This window comes from Polynucleobacter sp. JS-JIR-5-A7, from assembly GCF_018687935.1.
Classification (GTDB): Bacteria; Pseudomonadota; Gammaproteobacteria; order Burkholderiales; family Burkholderiaceae; genus Polynucleobacter.
The window spans coordinates 915,490-931,444 of record NZ_CP061308.1 but is presented as its reverse complement, the minus strand read 5'-3'; the positions used below and the strand labels follow the sequence as shown (position 1 = coordinate 931,444).

Sequence of the window (15,955 nt, the reverse complement as noted above, 5' to 3'; positions counted from 1 at the left end):
AATTCATCCTTGGCACGCTTAATTAGCGGTCAATCTCCCCAAACACAATATCCTGCGTACCAATAATGGTTACAGCATCCGCCAACATGTGACCACGTGACATCTCATCCATCGCTGAAAGATGTACAAATCCTGGAGCACGAATCTTCATACGATATGGCTTATTAGCACCATCAGAAATCAAGTAAATTCCAAACTCACCTTTTGGATGCTCAACCGCAGAGTAAGCTTCCCCATTAGGTACATGGATACCTTCAGTAAAGAGTTTGAAATGGTGAATCAATTCTTCCATATTGGTTTTCATATCCACGCGTTTCGGTGGAGAAACCTTATGGTTATCGCTCATCACGGGACCTGGATTTGCTTTTAACCAAGCTACGCATTGTTTAATGATGCGGTTAGATTGACGCATCTCTTCCATACGCACTAAATAACGGTCGTATGAATCGCCATTAACGCCCACTGGGATATCAAAATAAAGGCGGTCATACACTTCATATGGCTGCTTTTTACGCAAGTCCCACTCAATACCAGAACCACGCAACATTGGGCCAGTAAAGCCCAGTTGCAATGCACGCTCAGGAGTGACAACACCAATATTCACTAAACGCTGTTTCCAAATGCGGTTGTCAGTTAATAGATTGCAATACTCATCTACATTGGCATCAAAGCCGCTAGCAAATTGCTCAATAAAGTCAAGCAAGGTGCCGCTACGGTTTTCATTCAAGCGTTTTACAGCAGATGTGCTCCGAATCTTAGACTTATCGTATTGAGCCATTTGATCTGGCAAATCGCGATATACGCCACCCGGACGATAGTAAGCAGCATGCATACGAGCACCAGATACAGCTTCGTACATATCGAAAATATCTTCGCGATCACGGAAGGCATACAAGAATACCGCCATTGCACCAACGTCTAGACCATGACAGCCGATCCAAAGTAAATGATTTAGCAGACGGGTTAACTCGTCATACATGACACGAATGTATTGCGCACGTAATGGAACGTCTACTTGCAATAACTTCTCAATGGCTAATACATAGGCATGCTCATTGGCCATCATGGACACATAGTCCAAACGATCCATATAAGGAACATTCTGAATCCAAGTACGAGTCTCTGCTAATTTCTCAGTTGCACGATGCAATAGACCGATATGCGGATCAGCACGCTGAATCACTTCACCATCTAACTCAAGCACTAAACGTAATACGCCATGCGCCGCAGGATGTTGAGGACCAAAATTGAGGGTGTAATTCTTAATTTGCGCCATGGCTTAAACCGGGCCTCCGTACTGTTCTTCGCGAACGATCCGGGGAGTAATTTCACGCGCTTCAATCGTGACTGGCTGATAAACAACTCGCTTTAACTCTGGGTCATAGCGCATTTCTACATTGCCACTGATTGGGAAGTCTTTTCTAAATGGATGGCCAATAAAGCCATAGTCAGTCAAGATGCGACGCAGGTCTTCATGACCTTCAAAGATAATGCCGTAGAGATCGAATGCTTCGCGCTCATACCAATTCGCTGAATTCCAAACTGGGGTGATAGAGGCTAGCAGTGGATAACTATCATCAGGAGCGAAAGCCCGTACCCTTAGACGCCAGTTATGTTTGATAGACAGTAAATGGCTTACTGCACCAAAACGCTGCCCACCCCAGGCACCGTCACGGAAGTCTTGGTAGTCAACGCCACATAAATCGATCAATTGCTCGAACGCTAATGATGCATCATCCCGCAGCAACATCGCAGATTCAAAATAGGTCTCCGCATTAAGAACGACAGTCACTTCACCCAAGGCAAGCTCAACGGATTGAATGCGTTTACCAAGAACCTTTTCGAGATTAGCGGCTAGCTGAACTAAACGATCTGACATGGCTTAGGCTTTCCGCGCGATCGTGCTGGTGCGAGCGATCTTGGATTGCAACTGAATAACACCGTAAATCAAAGCTTCTGCTGTTGGAGGACAACCGGGAACATAAATATCGACTGGCACAATGCGGTCGCAACCGCGCACTACAGAATAGGAGTTATGGTAATAACCACCACCATTTGCGCAGGATCCCATAGAGATTACCCAACGTGGCTCTGGCATTTGGTCATACACCTTGCGCAAAGCTGGGGCCATCTTGTTACATAAGGTACCAGCAACAATCATCAAGTCAGATTGACGTGGAGAGGGGCGGAAAACGACACCAAAGCGATCTAAGTCATAGCGGGATGCGCCAGCGTGCATCATTTCCACTGCGCAACAGGCCAAACCAAAGGTCATGGGCCATAAAGAGCCGTTGCGAGTCCAGTTAATTAACTGGTCTGCAGTAGTGGTAACAAATCCTTCTTTGAGAACGCCTTCTAATGCCATATCGATCACTCCCAGTCGAGAGCGCCCTTTTTCCAGATATACACAAATCCCACTATGAATTCCAACAGGAAAATCACCATGGAGGCGTAGCCAAACCAGCCGAGATCACGTAACGCAACACCCCAAGGAAAGAGGAATGCGGTTTCAAGATCAAACAAAATAAAGAGAATAGCAATCAGGTAATAGCGCACGTCAAACTTCATACGGGCATCTTCGAAGGCTTCAAAACCGCACTCATATGGGGAGAGTTTTTCGGCATCAGGCTTCGAGGGAGCCAAAATTTTTCCGAGGAACATGGGGACTAATCCCACCCCAATACCTACAAGGATAAAAAGCAGAACAGGAAAGTAATTAGCGAGATTCAAAATGGTCCTGAGTCGTTCTTCTAGCGCTTCTTCAAAAAAAACAAATTATCAAATAATCCACATCTAAATCTATTGATTTAGAGCAAAACTCTAGCTAAACATCATTTCTTGGTGCCGACGGCGAGACTCGAACTCGCACAGCCTAAGCCACTACCCCCTCAAGATAGCGTGTCTACCAATTTCACCACGTCGGCATCTTGCAAAACCTGTCAATTCTACTGCATTGCACAACTAAACCACCCTAAATATCGGGCAGAAAAATCAGTAAAAACCTACTTTTTTACTTAGGAACTGCTGGTTTGCTTGGATCTTGAGCAGGAGCGGTCGGAGCAGCTGGCGTTACTGCAGGAGCGACGGTTCCAGAGAGAACCCCAGGACTGACTTCCTTCTTGTTACCAAGCCAAGTAATCCCCAAAGTACTGATAAAAAAGACTGCAGCAAAGACGGCTGTTGTATGGGATAAAAAATTGGCCGAACCGCTAGCGCCAAATAAGCTCCCTGAGGAACCAGAGCCAAAAGCAGCGCCCATATCAGCGCCCTTGCCTTGCTGTAATAGCACTAGCAAAATCACAGCCAAAGCTGAAATTGCCTGCAACACGATTAATAAAGTCTTAAACCATTCCACAGCTTCTCTCCAAATAAAAAATCTATGCCTGACAGATTGCAAGAAAATCTTGAGGATCTAGCGCAGCACCCCCCACCAATCCACCATCAATATCGGGCATGGCAAACAATTCAACAGCATTGTCAGGCTTGATGCTGCCACCATACAAAATTCCTACATGTGATGCGACATCCTCATCAAACTCAGCCAATTGCAAACGAATATGACGATGCATATCTTGAGCAAGCTGCGCACTGGCAACCTTGCCAGTACCAATCGCCCACACTGGTTCATAAGCGATGAGACAATCAGCCAAGCGATCCTGAAGCACTGAGACTTGCTTGGCTATCTGACCACAAACAATCTCTTCAGCTCTGCCAGAATTGCGCTCATCAGCAGTCTCACCAACACAGATCACGGGAGTCATACCGCTATCTAATACTTGAAGTGCCTTTGCTGCAACAATCTCATCCACCTCATGATGCATTTGACGACGCTCAGAGTGGCCAACAATGACATACTGACAGCCGAGCTCTTTGAGCATAGCGGCGCTTGTCTCTCCTGTATAAGCACCAGAAGTTTGAGCCGAGACATCTTGAGCGCCTAAGCTTAAAAACGCCAAAGAATGTTCTTTAATTAAGTGAGCGCACTGAGCTAAATAAGGAGACGGTGGGCATACAGCAAACTTGCGACCAGCAGGCATGCCGCTTTCCATACCCCGGGAAACGGTTTTAACCCAATCTTGATTACTTGCAAGACTACCATTCATTTTCCAGTTACCGATGACGATGAGTGGACGCATAAGTTTTATTGAATTAAACCGTGAGAACTATTTTGCCAACATGCTCAGAGGACTCCATCAATCGATGTGCATCTGCCGCTTGATCCAGCGTAAAGGTTTTATAGATTGCCGGCTTTAACTTACCTGCATTAAGTAAAGGCCAAACATGATCATGCAACTGTTTGGTAATGTGTTTTTTGAATGATACTGGACGTGGACGCAAGGTTGAACCAGTAATCGTCAAACGACGTCGTAGAATTTGATTGGTACTCACTTCAGCTTTCGATCCACCCTGAATTGCAATGATCACAATACGACCATCATCAGCCAAGCAATCGATTTCACGCTGCACATAAGCGCCAGTCACCATATCGAGGATGACATTAACGCCTTTACCGTCAGTAGCCTTCTTCACTTCTTCTACAAAATCTTGTGTCTTGTAGTTAATAGCGAGATCAGCGCCCAACTTCATGCATGCGGCACACTTTTCATTGGTACCAGCAGTAACAAACACTTTATGTCCCATAGCTTTAGCAAGCAAAATAGCGGTAACGCCAATACCGCTTGAACCGCCTTGGACTAAGAGAGTTTCACCTGCTGACAATTCACCGCGCATGAAGACATTGCTCCAGACGGTGTAAAAAGTTTCAGGCAATGCTGCCGCTTCTTGATCAGTAAATCCGGTTGGATAAGGTAAGCACTGGGCAATCGGTGCAATACAAAGGTCTGCATAACCACCGCCTTGAACTAAGGCGCAAACCTTGTCACCTACCTTGAGGCCGAAAGCATTATCTGCGTGAACTAAATCACCACCAATAATTTCACCAGCAACTTCAAGACCAGGAATATCGGATGCACCAGCAGGAACTGGGTAATGACCCTTACGCTGTAAAACGTCAGGGCGATTAATTCCTGCTGCGAGTACCTTAATCAAAACCTCGCCAGTTCCAGCAGTCGGAACCGCTGGGTCTGGGCGAGTACTAGGCACCAGCATTTCTGGCGTGCCAAATTCTTTGATCTCAATTACGCGCATTGAAAACTCCGACTGAAATTAACTTAAGCAGTTTCGTCAGTTGGAGCAGCTTCAGTTGCAACACCAGCCAAAGGAGCAATCGAACCACCTTCATCAGCCATTGCAGCCTTGAGAGATAAGCGCAAACGACCACGCTCATCAGCGGCTAACAACTTCACGCGAACCACTTGGCCTTCTGCTAAGTAATCTTTAACTTCTTTTACACGCTCATTGGAGATTTCAGAGATATGCAAGAGTCCGTCTTTACCAGGAAGAATGTTGACCAAAGCACCGAACTCAAGCAACTTCACTACTGGACCTTCATAGATCTTGCCAACTTCAGCTTCAGCAGTGATACCTTCGATACGGGCTTTCGCTTCAGCCATGCCTTCAGCACTAGTGGAAGCAATCGTGACTGTTCCGTCATCTTTGATATCGATGCTGCAACCAGTTTCTTTAGTCAAAGCCTGAATCGTTGCGCCACCCTTGCCAATCACTTCACGAATCTTGTCTGGATGAATCTTGAATGACACCATGCGTGGAGCATGAGCAGACAATTCTGTGCGAACTGAACCCATGGCTTCTTGCATTTTGCTCAAAATGTGCAAACGACCTTCTTTCGCTTGTGCCAAAGCAACTTGCATAATTTCTTTCGTAATACCTTGAACCTTAATATCCATCTGGAGCGCAGTAATACCGTTTGCAGTACCTGCTACCTTGAAGTCCATATCGCCTAAGTGATCTTCGTCACCCAAGATATCGGTCAACACGGCAAAACGATTGCCATCCAAAATCAAGCCCATTGCTACACCAGCAACATGAGCTTTTACTGGAACACCAGCGTCCATCATTGCCAAACAGCCACCGCAGACGGAAGCCATAGATGAAGAACCATTGGACTCTGTGATTTCTGAAACAACACGGATGCTGTATGCAAAATCCTCTGGGCTAGGTAATACTGGTATCAATGCACGCTTAGCCAAACGACCGTGACCAATTTCACGACGCTTTGGGCTACCTACACGACCAGTTTCGCCAGTAGCAAACGGAGGCATGTTGTAGTGGAACATGAAGCGATCTCGGTATTCACCTTCGAGCGCATCAATGATTTGCTCATCACGTGCAGTACCTAAGGTGGCAATAACCAAAGCCTGTGTTTCACCACGCGTAAACAATGCAGAACCGTGGGTACGCGGCAATACGCCGTTACGAATTTCAATCGGACGCACAGTACGTGTATCGCGACCATCAATACGTGGCTCGCCGTTCAAAATCTGGCTACGGACAATCTTCGCTTCAATTTCAAACATGATGTCGCTAACAGCAACGGCATCAACATCACCTTCTTCAGATAACTTCGCCAAAACTTCTTTAGAAATCTCTTTGAGCTTGTCTGAACGAGCACCCTTTTGACGAATCTGATAGGCCTCGCGCAATGGGGCTTCAGCCAAGGCAGTGACCTTAGCAATAAATGGCTCATCTTTAGGGGCGGCAGTCCAATCCCATTCTGGCTTGCCAGCTTCACGTACCAAATCATTGATAGCGTTAATCGCGGTTTGCATTTGGTCATGGCCATAAACCACTGCACCTAACATCACATCTTCAGATAATTGGTTTGCTTCAGATTCCACCATCAATACAGCTGCTTGAGTACCAGCAACAATCAAATCGAGTTCGCTGGTAGCTTGTTCTGTACGAGTTGGATTCAAAAGGTATTGACCGTTAGCGTAACCAACACGTGCTGCGCCAACTGGGCCAGCAAATGGAATGCCTGAAACGGCTAAGGCTGCAGAAGCAGCAATCAAAGCAGGAATATCAGCAGGAACGTCTGGGTTGATAGACAACACATGCACTACAACCTGAACTTCATTCAAGAAACCCTCAGGAAATAGTGGACGCAGTGGGCGGTCGATCAAGCGGGAAATCAATGTCTCACCTTCAGATGGACGACCTTCGCGACGGAAGAAACCACCAGGGATCTTACCTGCTGCGTAAGTTTTTTCTAAATAATCCACTGTCAATGGGAAAAAGGATTGGCCTGGCTTTGCAGACTTTGAAGCAACTACCGTACCCATAACTACAGTGTCATCTACGTTGACGATTACGGCACCACCAGATTGGCGAGCAATCTCACCAGTTTCCATCGTTACTTGATGATTGCCCCATTGAAAACTTTTTACTACTTTTTTAAACATTGTCATTCTGATCTTCTCCAAATTGTTCACGCAATTCTCACATGAGCATTACGCTTGTCGTGGGATAAAGCAGTGTCACGACAACACTGGAGCGATTTCGGATCACAAGGGATGCCATTCCAGGGAGACTCTGATCACATTCAGAAACTCATTGGAATGACACGATCCCCTACACAAATAATCTAAAAGCGCTCAAAAAACATGCCACCTTCTTAAGACTGATTCTGGAAAGAAACAACCCTAAGTGAGATGGCATTGCAATACTGATAAGAATTACTTACGGAGACCTAATTTGTCGATCAATGCGCGATAGCGATCCAAATCTTTGCCTTTGAGGTAATCTAAGAGGCGACGGCGACGTGAAACCATCTTCAACAAACCGCGACGGCTGTGATGGTCTTTAGCGTTAGCCTTGAAATGGGGGGTTAATTCATTGATGCGGGCTGTAAGCAATGAAACTTGCACTTCAGGACTACCCGTATCGTTTGCGCTACGCGCGTTTTCTTTGACGATTTCCGCCGTTTTAATATCAGCAACTGCCATTTTTAATACTCCTTACTTGCGAACACTTGAGCTTTCACCCAATTTGTGTCGTGCGTTATTAACAAAATAAAACAAAAAAGCTTTACAAATCAAAGCCCTCGAATTGTAACAGATTGCCTCTTTTTTGAGGAAGGATTGCGACCCTGGACCTTTTGGAAGCAAATTTATTGCTTACAGGGCTAATAAGCATTTTTAAAAATGCGTGATAAATTACTTAGAAATCAGCAATTTAGACCCTCAAGCAGCATTTTGAACCCATATCTAGCCATTTATGCCCAAAATCATGAAAAAGACCCTCATTATCAGTCCTGTTTTAGCCTTTTTATTGCTGCCATCACTCTCATACGCCTCCTTTTTGCCACCAGAAATGATTGATGGATTTGCCAATATCGTCTCTTGGGTAGTGCTCATCATTCTGCCCGTCGGCTTTATTGCTGGCTTTTGGTATGTCCATATCCTGCCCGATACCATTGCTAAGCGCAGAGAGCACCCCCAGCGAGATGCGATTCATGCCCTGTGTCTGCTCTCCTTCTTTTTTGGAGGCCTCCTCTGGCCTTTTGCTTATCTTTGGGCGTACACCCGCCCCACGATGTACAAGCTTGCCTATGGAACCGATAAATACATGCCCATAGATAAAGAGCATCAGGAAGACCAGAATACTGAGGTGAAATAAGCATGGAAGCACTGATTCTTGGCATCTATGCCGGCATTGTTTGGTTAATCTTTTTTAAATACAAATTACTCCCCTGGAATGCGGTAGCAAAAGTAATCGTTTTTACGATTCCTGTTGTGGGAATGATTACGCTGATCTTGCTACTGAATATCTTTTCACCCTCCTCTAGCAATGTAGTCGTTGTCAGAAATTCTGTTGGCATTGTGAGTCAAGTAAAAGGTCGTGTCACTGAAGTGCCTGTAACAGTTAATCAACGCGTCAAAAAAGGAGATGTCCTCTTCAAGATCGACCCCACTCAATATCAAGCTTCAGTGAATGCGCTCAAAGCCAAACTGAAACTAGCGAAGTTGCGCGCAAAAGAAAATGAAGCGCTTGTGAAGAGCGGTTCGGGTAACCGCTTTGATTTAGAAAAAGCCCAAGCGGATTTAGCAGAACTTAGCGAACAAACTATTCATTCTGAATATGATCTAGAGCAAACCGTTGTTCGAGCACCAAGTGATGGTACTGTCGTCAACGTGCAGTTGCGCCCTGGAGCTTTTGTCGCAGCCTTTCCGATAGCTTCAGTCATGACTTTCATGGAAGACACACCGCAAATCTATGCCTTGTTTAATCAAAATGAGTTACATCAAATTGAAGTTGGTAATGAGGCTGAGTTTTACATTCCTAGTTTTCCGGGCAAGATCCTCAAGGCAAAGGTTGAGTCCATCATCCTAGCGGAAGGTCAAGGTCAAATCAGTGTGAGCGGCAATCTACCTACTACAGGCTTGAGAGAAATTCCGGTCAATCGATTTGCCGTGAAGTTACTAATGGATGATCGACATGCAGAGTTATTACTCCCTGCTGGGGCCGTTGGAGATGGTGCGGTCTACACCGATCATCTTGCGTTCTTACACATCATTCGTAAGGTGATGTTGCGGATTAGCACTAAGCTCAATTACATCATTCCAAAACTACATTAAAAATAGAGATGTATAAATTTCATATGAACTCGTTTCATAAAGCTTCACTCTATTTGCTAGGGGCAGTAGCATTGGGTGCTTGCACCATTAGCCCACTTAAGAGCAACCAGGAACTGGTTGATCAATCCATTCCTAATGCTAGCGTTCCCAGGCAATTTCAGACTAATCAAGCTAGCAAGCAAGATGCTGTGACAGTAGATGACGCATGGCTCAAACAATTTAATGATCCTGAATTAAATGCCTTAGTAGCCGAAGCATTACAGAACAATCCCAGCATTCGTATCATCGCAGCACGCAGAACTCAGTCTGAGGCCCTCATTAGTGCTGCTGGCGGGTCACAGTACCCCGGTATTAATGCCATCGGCAATAGCGGTAGCAAAGTAGGCTCTAGTGGAACTGGTCTAACTGGTTTTTACATCGGCGCCAACTGGGAACTGGATCTATGGGGTCGCGTACGTACATCCGTTGCAGGCGCAGAACAAAATTCTAAGGCTATTAATGCCGATCAAGATGCTGCCCGCCTGTCTTTGATTGCGACCTTAGCTAAATCAGTGTGGCTTGCGCGCAGCCTACAAGAACAAGCACAGTTAGCCAAAGAGAATGCTGACGCATCTCAAAAAATATCCGACTTGACACAAGTTCGAGAAAAAATTGGTGCATCTTCTTTTAATGATGTGGCAAGTAGCAAAATTAATGCGGCTCAAGCACAGGAGCTGGCACTCAATAGCGCCTTAGCCCGCGACCAAGCACTGCGCGCTGTAGAGACACTGGTGGGACGCTATCCAAAGGCTGAGCCCTTGAAATCGACTGCATTACCAGCGCTTCCAAAACCGGTTGAGCCAGGACTACCAGCAGATTTATTAGAACGCAGACCGGATCTGATTGCCGCTGAAGCACGTGTTAATAGCGCCTTCTATCTTGCTGATGAAAAACGACTCGCACGGCTTCCTAAAATTAGTTTGACTGCGGGTTATGGGTACATCAATAGCCAAATCTTTACACTGGTGAACGGTGCCAGCACCAGTTTTGGCGTTGGTGCCAATGTAGCGCTCCCTCTGTTCCAAGGTGGCGCAATTGAAGCCCAAATTGCTTATCAAAATGCTGAAGCGCAAGCAGCTTTAGCCAATTACGGCAAAGTCGTTCTTGCAGCCTTTAATGATGTGGAGAATGCGCTCAATGGCGAGGCAACCTGGCGTGAGCGTAGTTTGCAATTACAAACTCAATTGATACAACAAAAACAAGTCATGAAAAACACTGAATCTGAATTTCAGATTGGCAGAGTTGATCAACGCCAAATTCAGCAACAACGCATTAAAACCAATACTACAGATATTAGCTGGCGCCAAGGCCAAGTAGATGCCCTAGCCCAACGAATTAATCTCTACCTAGCCTTAGGTGGCTCGGCTGATTAATACTCATCTTCATTAACCAATACATCACTATGAATAAATTACTTTCCCTTCTTATATGCGGTGCCGTACTTTTATTACCAATGCATTCTTATGCTCAATTTTCTTCTGTTTTTGGACCCAGCAAAACAGTGGCTCAGCAAAAGCAAGAGATTCTAAAGAAGAATGAAGAGATCTTGAGTGATCTTTACCGGGCGCAGCCAAAAGCAAAATATCTCATCGAGCAATCGAGTGGTTATGCTACGTTTAGTAACTTTGGTATGAAGATATTGATTGCTGGAGGCGGAACAGGAACTGGTGTTGTTATTAATAAGGCATCCAAAAAAACGATTTACATGGATATGGCTGAAGTTCAAGCAGGAATTGGTCTTGGCATTAAGTCATTTCAAAATATTTTTATCTTCCAGACTGAAGCAGCACTCAATGACTTTGTCAATTCAGGCTGGACTTTTGGAGGTCAAGTTACTGCCGCGGCCAAATATGACAAGGATGGTGGAGCCTATCAAGACGCCACCGTCGTTGCTCCTGGCGTCTTGATGTACCAACTAACAGACTCAGGTATTGCTGCAGAAATCACGGGCAAAGGCACTAAGTACTATAAAAATACCGACTTGAATAAATAAGCTTAAAAGATGATGTCGAGTTCAGGGTGTCATCTGCGCATTGAGCTTCACTTGGCTAGGATCATGAAGTTTATTTAATGCAGATAAATAGGCTTTAGCAGAAGCAGCGATGATGTCGGGATCAGTTCCCACACCATTCACAATTCGACCACCTTTTGCCAAGCGTACTGTGACTTCACCCTGAGATTGGGTGCCCGAAGTAATAGCGTTGACTGAGTAGAGTAATTGTTCAGCGCCACTCTTGGCCATTTCTTCAATAGCATTTAAGCTGGCATCTACCGGGCCATTACCTTCGGCCTCAGCACTCACCTCCTTATCACCCATGCGGAAAGTCACACGGGATTTAGGGCGTTCGCCAGTTTCAGAATGTTGACTCAAGGAGAGGAAGTGGTAGTGCTCGCCCTCTTCAGCAGCTGCTGAATCTGACATGATTGCAATGATGTCCTCATCAAATATTTCTGCTTTTTGATCCGCCAAGGCTTTGAATCGTGCAAAAGCCTCATTCACATCAGCCTCTGCTTCGACAGTGATGCCTAATTCATGCAAGCGTTGTTTAAATGCATTGCGGCCAGATAATTTACCCAACACAATTTTATTGGTTGACCAGCCCACATCTTCTGCGCGCATGATTTCATAGGTCTCGCGATTTTTCAAGATACCATCTTGGTGAATACCAGAGGCATGGGCAAAGGCATTAGCACCAACAACGGCTTTATTGGGCTGAACTACAAAGCCAGTAATTTGAGAAACCAATTTAGAGGCTGGCACAATTTGTGTCGCATCGATACCGCAAACCATATCAAAGTAATCTTTACGGGTACGTAAGGACATCACGATTTCTTCTAAAGCAGTATTGCCAGCTCGCTCACCCAAGCCGTTGATAGTGCACTCAATTTGACGCGCTCCACCGATCTTCACGCCAGCCAAAGAATTCGCAACAGCCATACCTAAGTCATTATGACAATGCACTGACCAAACAGCTTTATCAGAGTTAGGCACGCGGGTACGCAAGGTCTTAATGAACTCACCATATAACTCAGGGGTTGCATAACCGACAGTATCTGGAATATTGATCGTAGAGGCACCCTCATTAATCACCGCTTCGACTACTCTACATAAGAAGTCCATCTCTGAGCGATAGCCATCTTCTGCTGAGAATTCAATATCAGCAGCCAAGTTCCTCGCAAAGCGAATGGAGCGTTTTGCTTGCTCCAATACTTCTTCTGGAGACATGCGCAACTTCACGGCCATGTGCAATGGACTAGTAGCCAAGAAAGCATGAATACGTTTCGCATTCGCAGCCTTTAAAGCATCTGAGGCGCGTGTGATGTCCTTATCGTTTGCTCTCGCCAAGGAACATACAATAGAATCCTTAATGGCAGCGGCAACAGCAGAGATGGCTTGGAAGTCGCCCTCAGAGCTCGCGGCGAATCCTGCTTCAATCACATCCACCTTGAGACGCTCAAGCTGACGAGCAATACGAACCTTCTCGTCTTTAGTCATCGATGCGCCAGGGGATTGTTCGCCATCACGTAAGGTGGTGTCAAAAATGATTACTTTGTCGCTCATCACTACTCTCCGGTTTGGATTTAACTAATTTTTAAAATATTCTGTATTGCAGTTTCAAAAACAAAAACCCCAGCAATTTGCTGGGGCTGGTATTGGTGGTTAATGGATTTTTCTATCTCATCAACTCAGGCCTTACCCGCCCCAAGCTTTAGGCTCAGTGCTTGTAGTAAAAGGCTGGTTAAAGGTGAGAATTTCATCAACATGGAATTAATATACCCCAAAAATAGGGAATTAGCTAAAACGCTTGCCGCTAAGACGTTCCCAGGCCCAAATGACATATCCCGAAATGGAATACACCACAAATAAACCAAATAGGGTCAAAGGCGGGTTGGAAGAGATCAATACGAAGGTCAAGATCATCAGAACCATGACGCCAAAGGGCACGCGATAGCGCACATCTAAGGCCTTACCGCTATAGAAGCGGGCATTAGAGACCATCGTTAAGCCTGCATAAACCGCGATCAAAAAGGTAATCCAAGGAATTGCAGTGTCGCGTACCGGAATCTTGTTATCGTCAGCGAGCCAAATAAAGCCAGCAATCAGAGAACCGGCCGCAGGACTTGGTAAGCCTTGAAAAAACTTCTTATCAACTACTGCAGTGTTGACATTGAAGCGAGCCAAACGCAAGGCTGCGCCTGCACAATAGGTAAACGCCGCTAACCAACCCCACTTACCTAAATCTTTCAGAGCCCACTCATATGCAACCAAGGCAGGCGCAACGCCGAAGGACACCATGTCTGCGAGGGAATCATATTGTTCACCGAATGCGCTTTGGGTATTGGTCATGCGTGCTACGCGACCATCCATACCATCCAATACGAGGGAAGCAAATATGGCGATCGCTGCAACCTGAAACTGATCGTTCATCGCATTCACAATTGCGAAGAAACCACTAAATAAAGCCGCCGTAGTGAAGGCATTCGGCAGTAAATAGATGCCCTTACCGCGAGGGCGAGGCTTTTCGTGTAATTCCTCTACTTCATAATCAACCCCATCTTCTAAAGTATCAACCCACTCTTCTGGAGTGGAATCTGTACGTTTATTAGAGAGGCGACTGCGATCAATGCGACCACGACGGCGAAATGTACTCAAAGAATATCCTGGTAAAAGATGCGAATCAATCTAAGCCTGGCACACGTGCCAAAGCAGTGTTGGTTGCAAAGACTTTATCACCAACAGACACTAAAGGTTCTGCCGTTAAGGGTAAATACACGTCTACACGAGATCCAAAACGAATAAAGCCATAACGCTCACCCGCTTTTAAGCGATCGCCCACATGGATGTAGCAAAGAATACGGCGCGCAATGAGGCCAGCAACCTGAACCAATGTAATAGTTTGACCATTGGCATCAATCACAACTGCATTACGCTCATTCTCCGTAGAGGCTTTATCTAAATCTGCATTGACAAATTTGCCTGGGAAATATTGAATTTCTTTTACTGTGCCACTGACAGCGCTGCGGTTCGAGTGCACATTAAACACATTCATGAAGACACTGATTTTGAGGGCTTCGCGACCAGCATAAGGATCGTTTGCAGTTTCAACCACAACGATACGCCCATCAGCTGGAGATAAAACGAGATCGCGCCCTAAAGCAGGAATACGCTGCGGGTCACGAAAAAACTGCAGAACAAAAACAAAAATGATCCATAAAGGCCAGGACCATGCAATGCCACCAAAGTGGTGGACCAACAAAGTCACTATCCCCACTAGCGCCAAATAGGGCCAACCTTCTTTTGCAATAATGGGGTGTGGATACATCATCTTTATTCTGAGCCTTTTAGGTTAACGCTATAAATGAAATGCTTAGCGCTTTATTAGTTTTTAGTTTGATCAACTAATTTGTTCTTTGCAATCCAAGGCATCATGGCACGCAGTTTTGCACCAACTACTTCGATCTCATGCTCTGCATTCAAACGACGACGTGAGATTAATGTTGGAGCACCCGCCTTGTTTTCAAGGATGAAGCTCTTTGCATATTCACCAGTCTGAATATCTTTCAAGCACTGACGCATGGCATTCTTCGTATCCTCAGTCACAACGCGTGGACCAGTAACGTACTCACCATACTCAGCATTGTTAGAGATGGAGTAGTTCATATTGGCGATACCACCCTCGTAGATTAAGTCCACAATCAACTTGAGCTCATGTAAGCACTCAAAGTAAGCCATCTCAGGTGCATAGCCAGCTTCAACCAAGGTTTCATATCCTGCCTTGATCAACTCCACAGCGCCGCCACAGAGAACAGCTTGCTCACCGAATAAGTCGGTTTCTGTTTCTTCACGGAAATTAGTTTCAATGATGCCAGCACGACCACCACCGTTTGCAGTTGCATAGGACAAAGCAACATCGCGAGCAGAACCAGATTTATCTTGATAAACAGCGATCAAATGGGGAACACCACCGCCTTGTGAATAGGTACCACGTACTGTATGACCCGGGGCTTTAGGAGCAATCATGATCACATCCAAGTCAGCGCGTGGCTGAACTTGACCGTAGTGCACGTTAAAGCCGTGTGCAAAAGCAAGAGCAGCGCCCTGCTTAATATTGCCGTGCACCTCTTTACTGTAAACATCAGCAATTTGCTCATCAGGCAACAACATCATTACTACATCAGCATCTTTTACAGCATCGGCAACTTCTTTAACAGTCAAACCTGCGTTTGCAGCTTTGCTCCATGAGGCACCGTTCTTACGCAAACCAACAGTCACGTTCACACCAGAGTCTTTGAGATTCAATGCATGTGCGTGGCCCTGTGAACCGTAGCCAATGATGGTGACTTTTTTGCCCTTAATGAGGGACAAATCTGCGTCTTTATCGTAAAAAACTTTCATGCTCTTTCCTTGTGTTGAAAAT

The 15,955-nt window shown here is 45.6% G+C and carries 17 protein-coding genes and 1 tRNA gene; 4 read left to right on the top strand and 14 right to left on the bottom strand.

What is annotated here, in order from left to right:
- Positions 1 to 22: 22 nt before the first annotated feature.
- The 10 genes from AOC29_RS04825 to rpsO all read right to left on the bottom strand — a co-directional run bounded on the left by AOC29_RS04825 (position 23) and on the right by rpsO (position 7,865).
- A complete protein-coding gene (locus AOC29_RS04825; RefSeq protein WP_215296974.1) occupies positions 23 to 1,276 on the bottom strand; it encodes an NADH-quinone oxidoreductase subunit D in 1,254 nt (417 codons plus the stop codon).
- A gap of 3 nt (positions 1,277 to 1,279) precedes the next feature.
- The gene (locus tag AOC29_RS04820; RefSeq protein ID WP_215296972.1) at positions 1,280 to 1,879 is read right to left on the bottom strand and encodes an NADH-quinone oxidoreductase subunit C; all 600 of its coding nucleotides are present in this window, start codon (positions 1,877 to 1,879) and stop codon (positions 1,280 to 1,282) included.
- A gap of 3 nt (positions 1,880 to 1,882) precedes the next feature.
- Positions 1,883 to 2,365, bottom strand: a complete 483-nt coding sequence (locus AOC29_RS04815) for an NADH-quinone oxidoreductase subunit B family protein (RefSeq protein WP_215296970.1) — start codon at positions 2,363 to 2,365, stop codon at positions 1,883 to 1,885.
- A gap of 5 nt (positions 2,366 to 2,370) precedes the next feature.
- Entirely contained in the window at positions 2,371 to 2,730 is a 360-nt protein-coding gene (locus AOC29_RS04810) for an NADH-quinone oxidoreductase subunit A (RefSeq protein ID WP_068948474.1), read from the bottom strand.
- 109 nt (positions 2,731 to 2,839) lie between these two features.
- Positions 2,840 to 2,924 (bottom strand) — tRNA-Leu (locus tag AOC29_RS04805).
- Between the two features lie 86 nt (positions 2,925 to 3,010).
- A complete protein-coding gene (gene secG, locus AOC29_RS04800) occupies positions 3,011 to 3,355 on the bottom strand; it encodes a preprotein translocase subunit SecG (protein WP_215296968.1) in 345 nt (114 codons plus the stop codon).
- 22 nt (positions 3,356 to 3,377) lie between these two features.
- Entirely contained in the window at positions 3,378 to 4,136 is a 759-nt protein-coding gene (gene tpiA / locus AOC29_RS04795) for a triose-phosphate isomerase (RefSeq protein ID WP_215296966.1), read from the bottom strand.
- Positions 4,137 to 4,149: 13 nt separating this feature from the next.
- On the bottom strand, positions 4,150 to 5,148 hold the full coding sequence (locus AOC29_RS04790) for an NAD(P)H-quinone oxidoreductase (protein WP_215296964.1): 999 nt from the start codon (positions 5,146 to 5,148) through the stop codon (positions 4,150 to 4,152).
- A gap of 23 nt (positions 5,149 to 5,171) precedes the next feature.
- Positions 5,172 to 7,328: a polyribonucleotide nucleotidyltransferase gene (gene pnp, locus AOC29_RS04785; RefSeq protein ID WP_215296962.1), complete on the bottom strand. Its 2,157-nt coding sequence runs from the start codon at positions 7,326 to 7,328 to the stop codon at positions 5,172 to 5,174.
- 267 nt (positions 7,329 to 7,595) lie between these two features.
- On the bottom strand, positions 7,596 to 7,865 hold the full coding sequence (gene rpsO / locus AOC29_RS04780) for a 30S ribosomal protein S15 (RefSeq protein ID WP_068948469.1): 270 nt from the start codon (positions 7,863 to 7,865) through the stop codon (positions 7,596 to 7,598).
- Between the two features lie 283 nt (positions 7,866 to 8,148).
- On the opposite strand from rpsO, the gene AOC29_RS04775 reads away from it, so the two are divergent.
- The 4 genes from AOC29_RS04775 to AOC29_RS04760 are packed head-to-tail and all read left to right on the top strand — an operon-like array spanning position 8,149 to position 11,529.
- Positions 8,149 to 8,538, top strand: a complete 390-nt coding sequence (locus AOC29_RS04775; RefSeq protein WP_215296960.1) for a DUF3302 domain-containing protein — start codon at positions 8,149 to 8,151, stop codon at positions 8,536 to 8,538.
- Positions 8,539 to 8,540: 2 nt separating this feature from the next.
- The gene (locus AOC29_RS04770; RefSeq protein WP_215296958.1) at positions 8,541 to 9,497 is read left to right on the top strand and encodes an HlyD family secretion protein; all 957 of its coding nucleotides are present in this window, start codon (positions 8,541 to 8,543) and stop codon (positions 9,495 to 9,497) included.
- Between the two features lie 23 nt (positions 9,498 to 9,520).
- On the top strand, positions 9,521 to 10,909 hold the full coding sequence (locus AOC29_RS04765; RefSeq protein ID WP_215296956.1) for an efflux transporter outer membrane subunit: 1,389 nt from the start codon (positions 9,521 to 9,523) through the stop codon (positions 10,907 to 10,909).
- Between the two features lie 29 nt (positions 10,910 to 10,938).
- Positions 10,939 to 11,529, top strand: coding sequence for a YSC84-related protein (locus tag AOC29_RS04760; protein ID WP_215296954.1), 591 nt, complete (start codon positions 10,939 to 10,941; stop codon positions 11,527 to 11,529).
- 21 nt (positions 11,530 to 11,550) lie between these two features.
- Here AOC29_RS04760 and AOC29_RS04755 read toward each other — a convergent pair whose 3' ends face one another.
- The 4 genes from AOC29_RS04755 to ilvC form a co-directional block, all read right to left on the bottom strand.
- Positions 11,551 to 13,098, bottom strand: a complete 1,548-nt coding sequence (locus AOC29_RS04755) for a 2-isopropylmalate synthase (RefSeq protein ID WP_215296952.1) — start codon at positions 13,096 to 13,098, stop codon at positions 11,551 to 11,553.
- A gap of 231 nt (positions 13,099 to 13,329) precedes the next feature.
- Positions 13,330 to 14,190 (bottom strand): CDP-diacylglycerol--serine O-phosphatidyltransferase, encoded by an 861-nt coding sequence (gene pssA / locus AOC29_RS04750; protein ID WP_215296950.1) that lies wholly within the window; start codon positions 14,188 to 14,190, stop codon positions 13,330 to 13,332.
- A gap of 25 nt (positions 14,191 to 14,215) precedes the next feature.
- Positions 14,216 to 14,863 carry a phosphatidylserine decarboxylase gene (locus tag AOC29_RS04745; RefSeq protein ID WP_215296948.1) on the bottom strand — a complete coding sequence of 216 codons (648 nt, stop codon included), beginning with the start codon at positions 14,861 to 14,863 and terminating at the stop codon, positions 14,216 to 14,218.
- Positions 14,864 to 14,916: 53 nt separating this feature from the next.
- Positions 14,917 to 15,933, bottom strand: a complete 1,017-nt coding sequence (ilvC, locus tag AOC29_RS04740; protein WP_215296947.1) for a ketol-acid reductoisomerase — start codon at positions 15,931 to 15,933, stop codon at positions 14,917 to 14,919.
- Positions 15,934 to 15,955: the final 22 nt, after the last annotated feature.

Excerpts from the sequence above, each read along its gene's own strand:
- AOC29_RS04825 (WP_215296974.1), bottom strand. The coding sequence starts at position 1,276 with ATGGCGCAAATTAAGAATTACACCCTCAATTTTGGTCCTCAACATCCT.
- AOC29_RS04820 (WP_215296972.1), bottom strand. The coding sequence starts at position 1,879 with ATGTCAGATCGTTTAGTTCAGCTAGCCGCTAATCTCGAAAAGGTTCTT.
- AOC29_RS04815 (WP_215296970.1), bottom strand. The coding sequence starts at position 2,365 with ATGGCATTAGAAGGCGTTCTCAAAGAAGGATTTGTTACCACTACTGCA.
- tpiA (WP_215296966.1), bottom strand. The coding sequence starts at position 4,136 with ATGCGTCCACTCATCGTCATCGGTAACTGGAAAATGAATGGTAGTCTT.
- AOC29_RS04790 (WP_215296964.1), bottom strand. The coding sequence starts at position 5,148 with ATGCGCGTAATTGAGATCAAAGAATTTGGCACGCCAGAAATGCTGGTG.
- pnp (WP_215296962.1), bottom strand. The coding sequence starts at position 7,328 with ATGACAATGTTTAAAAAAGTAGTAAAAAGTTTTCAATGGGGCAATCAT.
- rpsO (WP_068948469.1), bottom strand. The coding sequence starts at position 7,865 with ATGGCAGTTGCTGATATTAAAACGGCGGAAATCGTCAAAGAAAACGCG.
- AOC29_RS04775 (WP_215296960.1), top strand. The coding sequence starts at position 8,149 with ATGAAAAAGACCCTCATTATCAGTCCTGTTTTAGCCTTTTTATTGCTG.
- AOC29_RS04770 (WP_215296958.1), top strand. The coding sequence starts at position 8,541 with ATGGAAGCACTGATTCTTGGCATCTATGCCGGCATTGTTTGGTTAATC.
- AOC29_RS04765 (WP_215296956.1), top strand. The coding sequence starts at position 9,521 with ATGAACTCGTTTCATAAAGCTTCACTCTATTTGCTAGGGGCAGTAGCA.
- AOC29_RS04760 (WP_215296954.1), top strand. The coding sequence starts at position 10,939 with ATGAATAAATTACTTTCCCTTCTTATATGCGGTGCCGTACTTTTATTA.
- AOC29_RS04755 (WP_215296952.1), bottom strand. The coding sequence starts at position 13,098 with ATGAGCGACAAAGTAATCATTTTTGACACCACCTTACGTGATGGCGAA.
- AOC29_RS04745 (WP_215296948.1), bottom strand. The coding sequence starts at position 14,863 with ATGATGTATCCACACCCCATTATTGCAAAAGAAGGTTGGCCCTATTTG.
- ilvC (WP_215296947.1), bottom strand. The coding sequence starts at position 15,933 with ATGAAAGTTTTTTACGATAAAGACGCAGATTTGTCCCTCATTAAGGGC.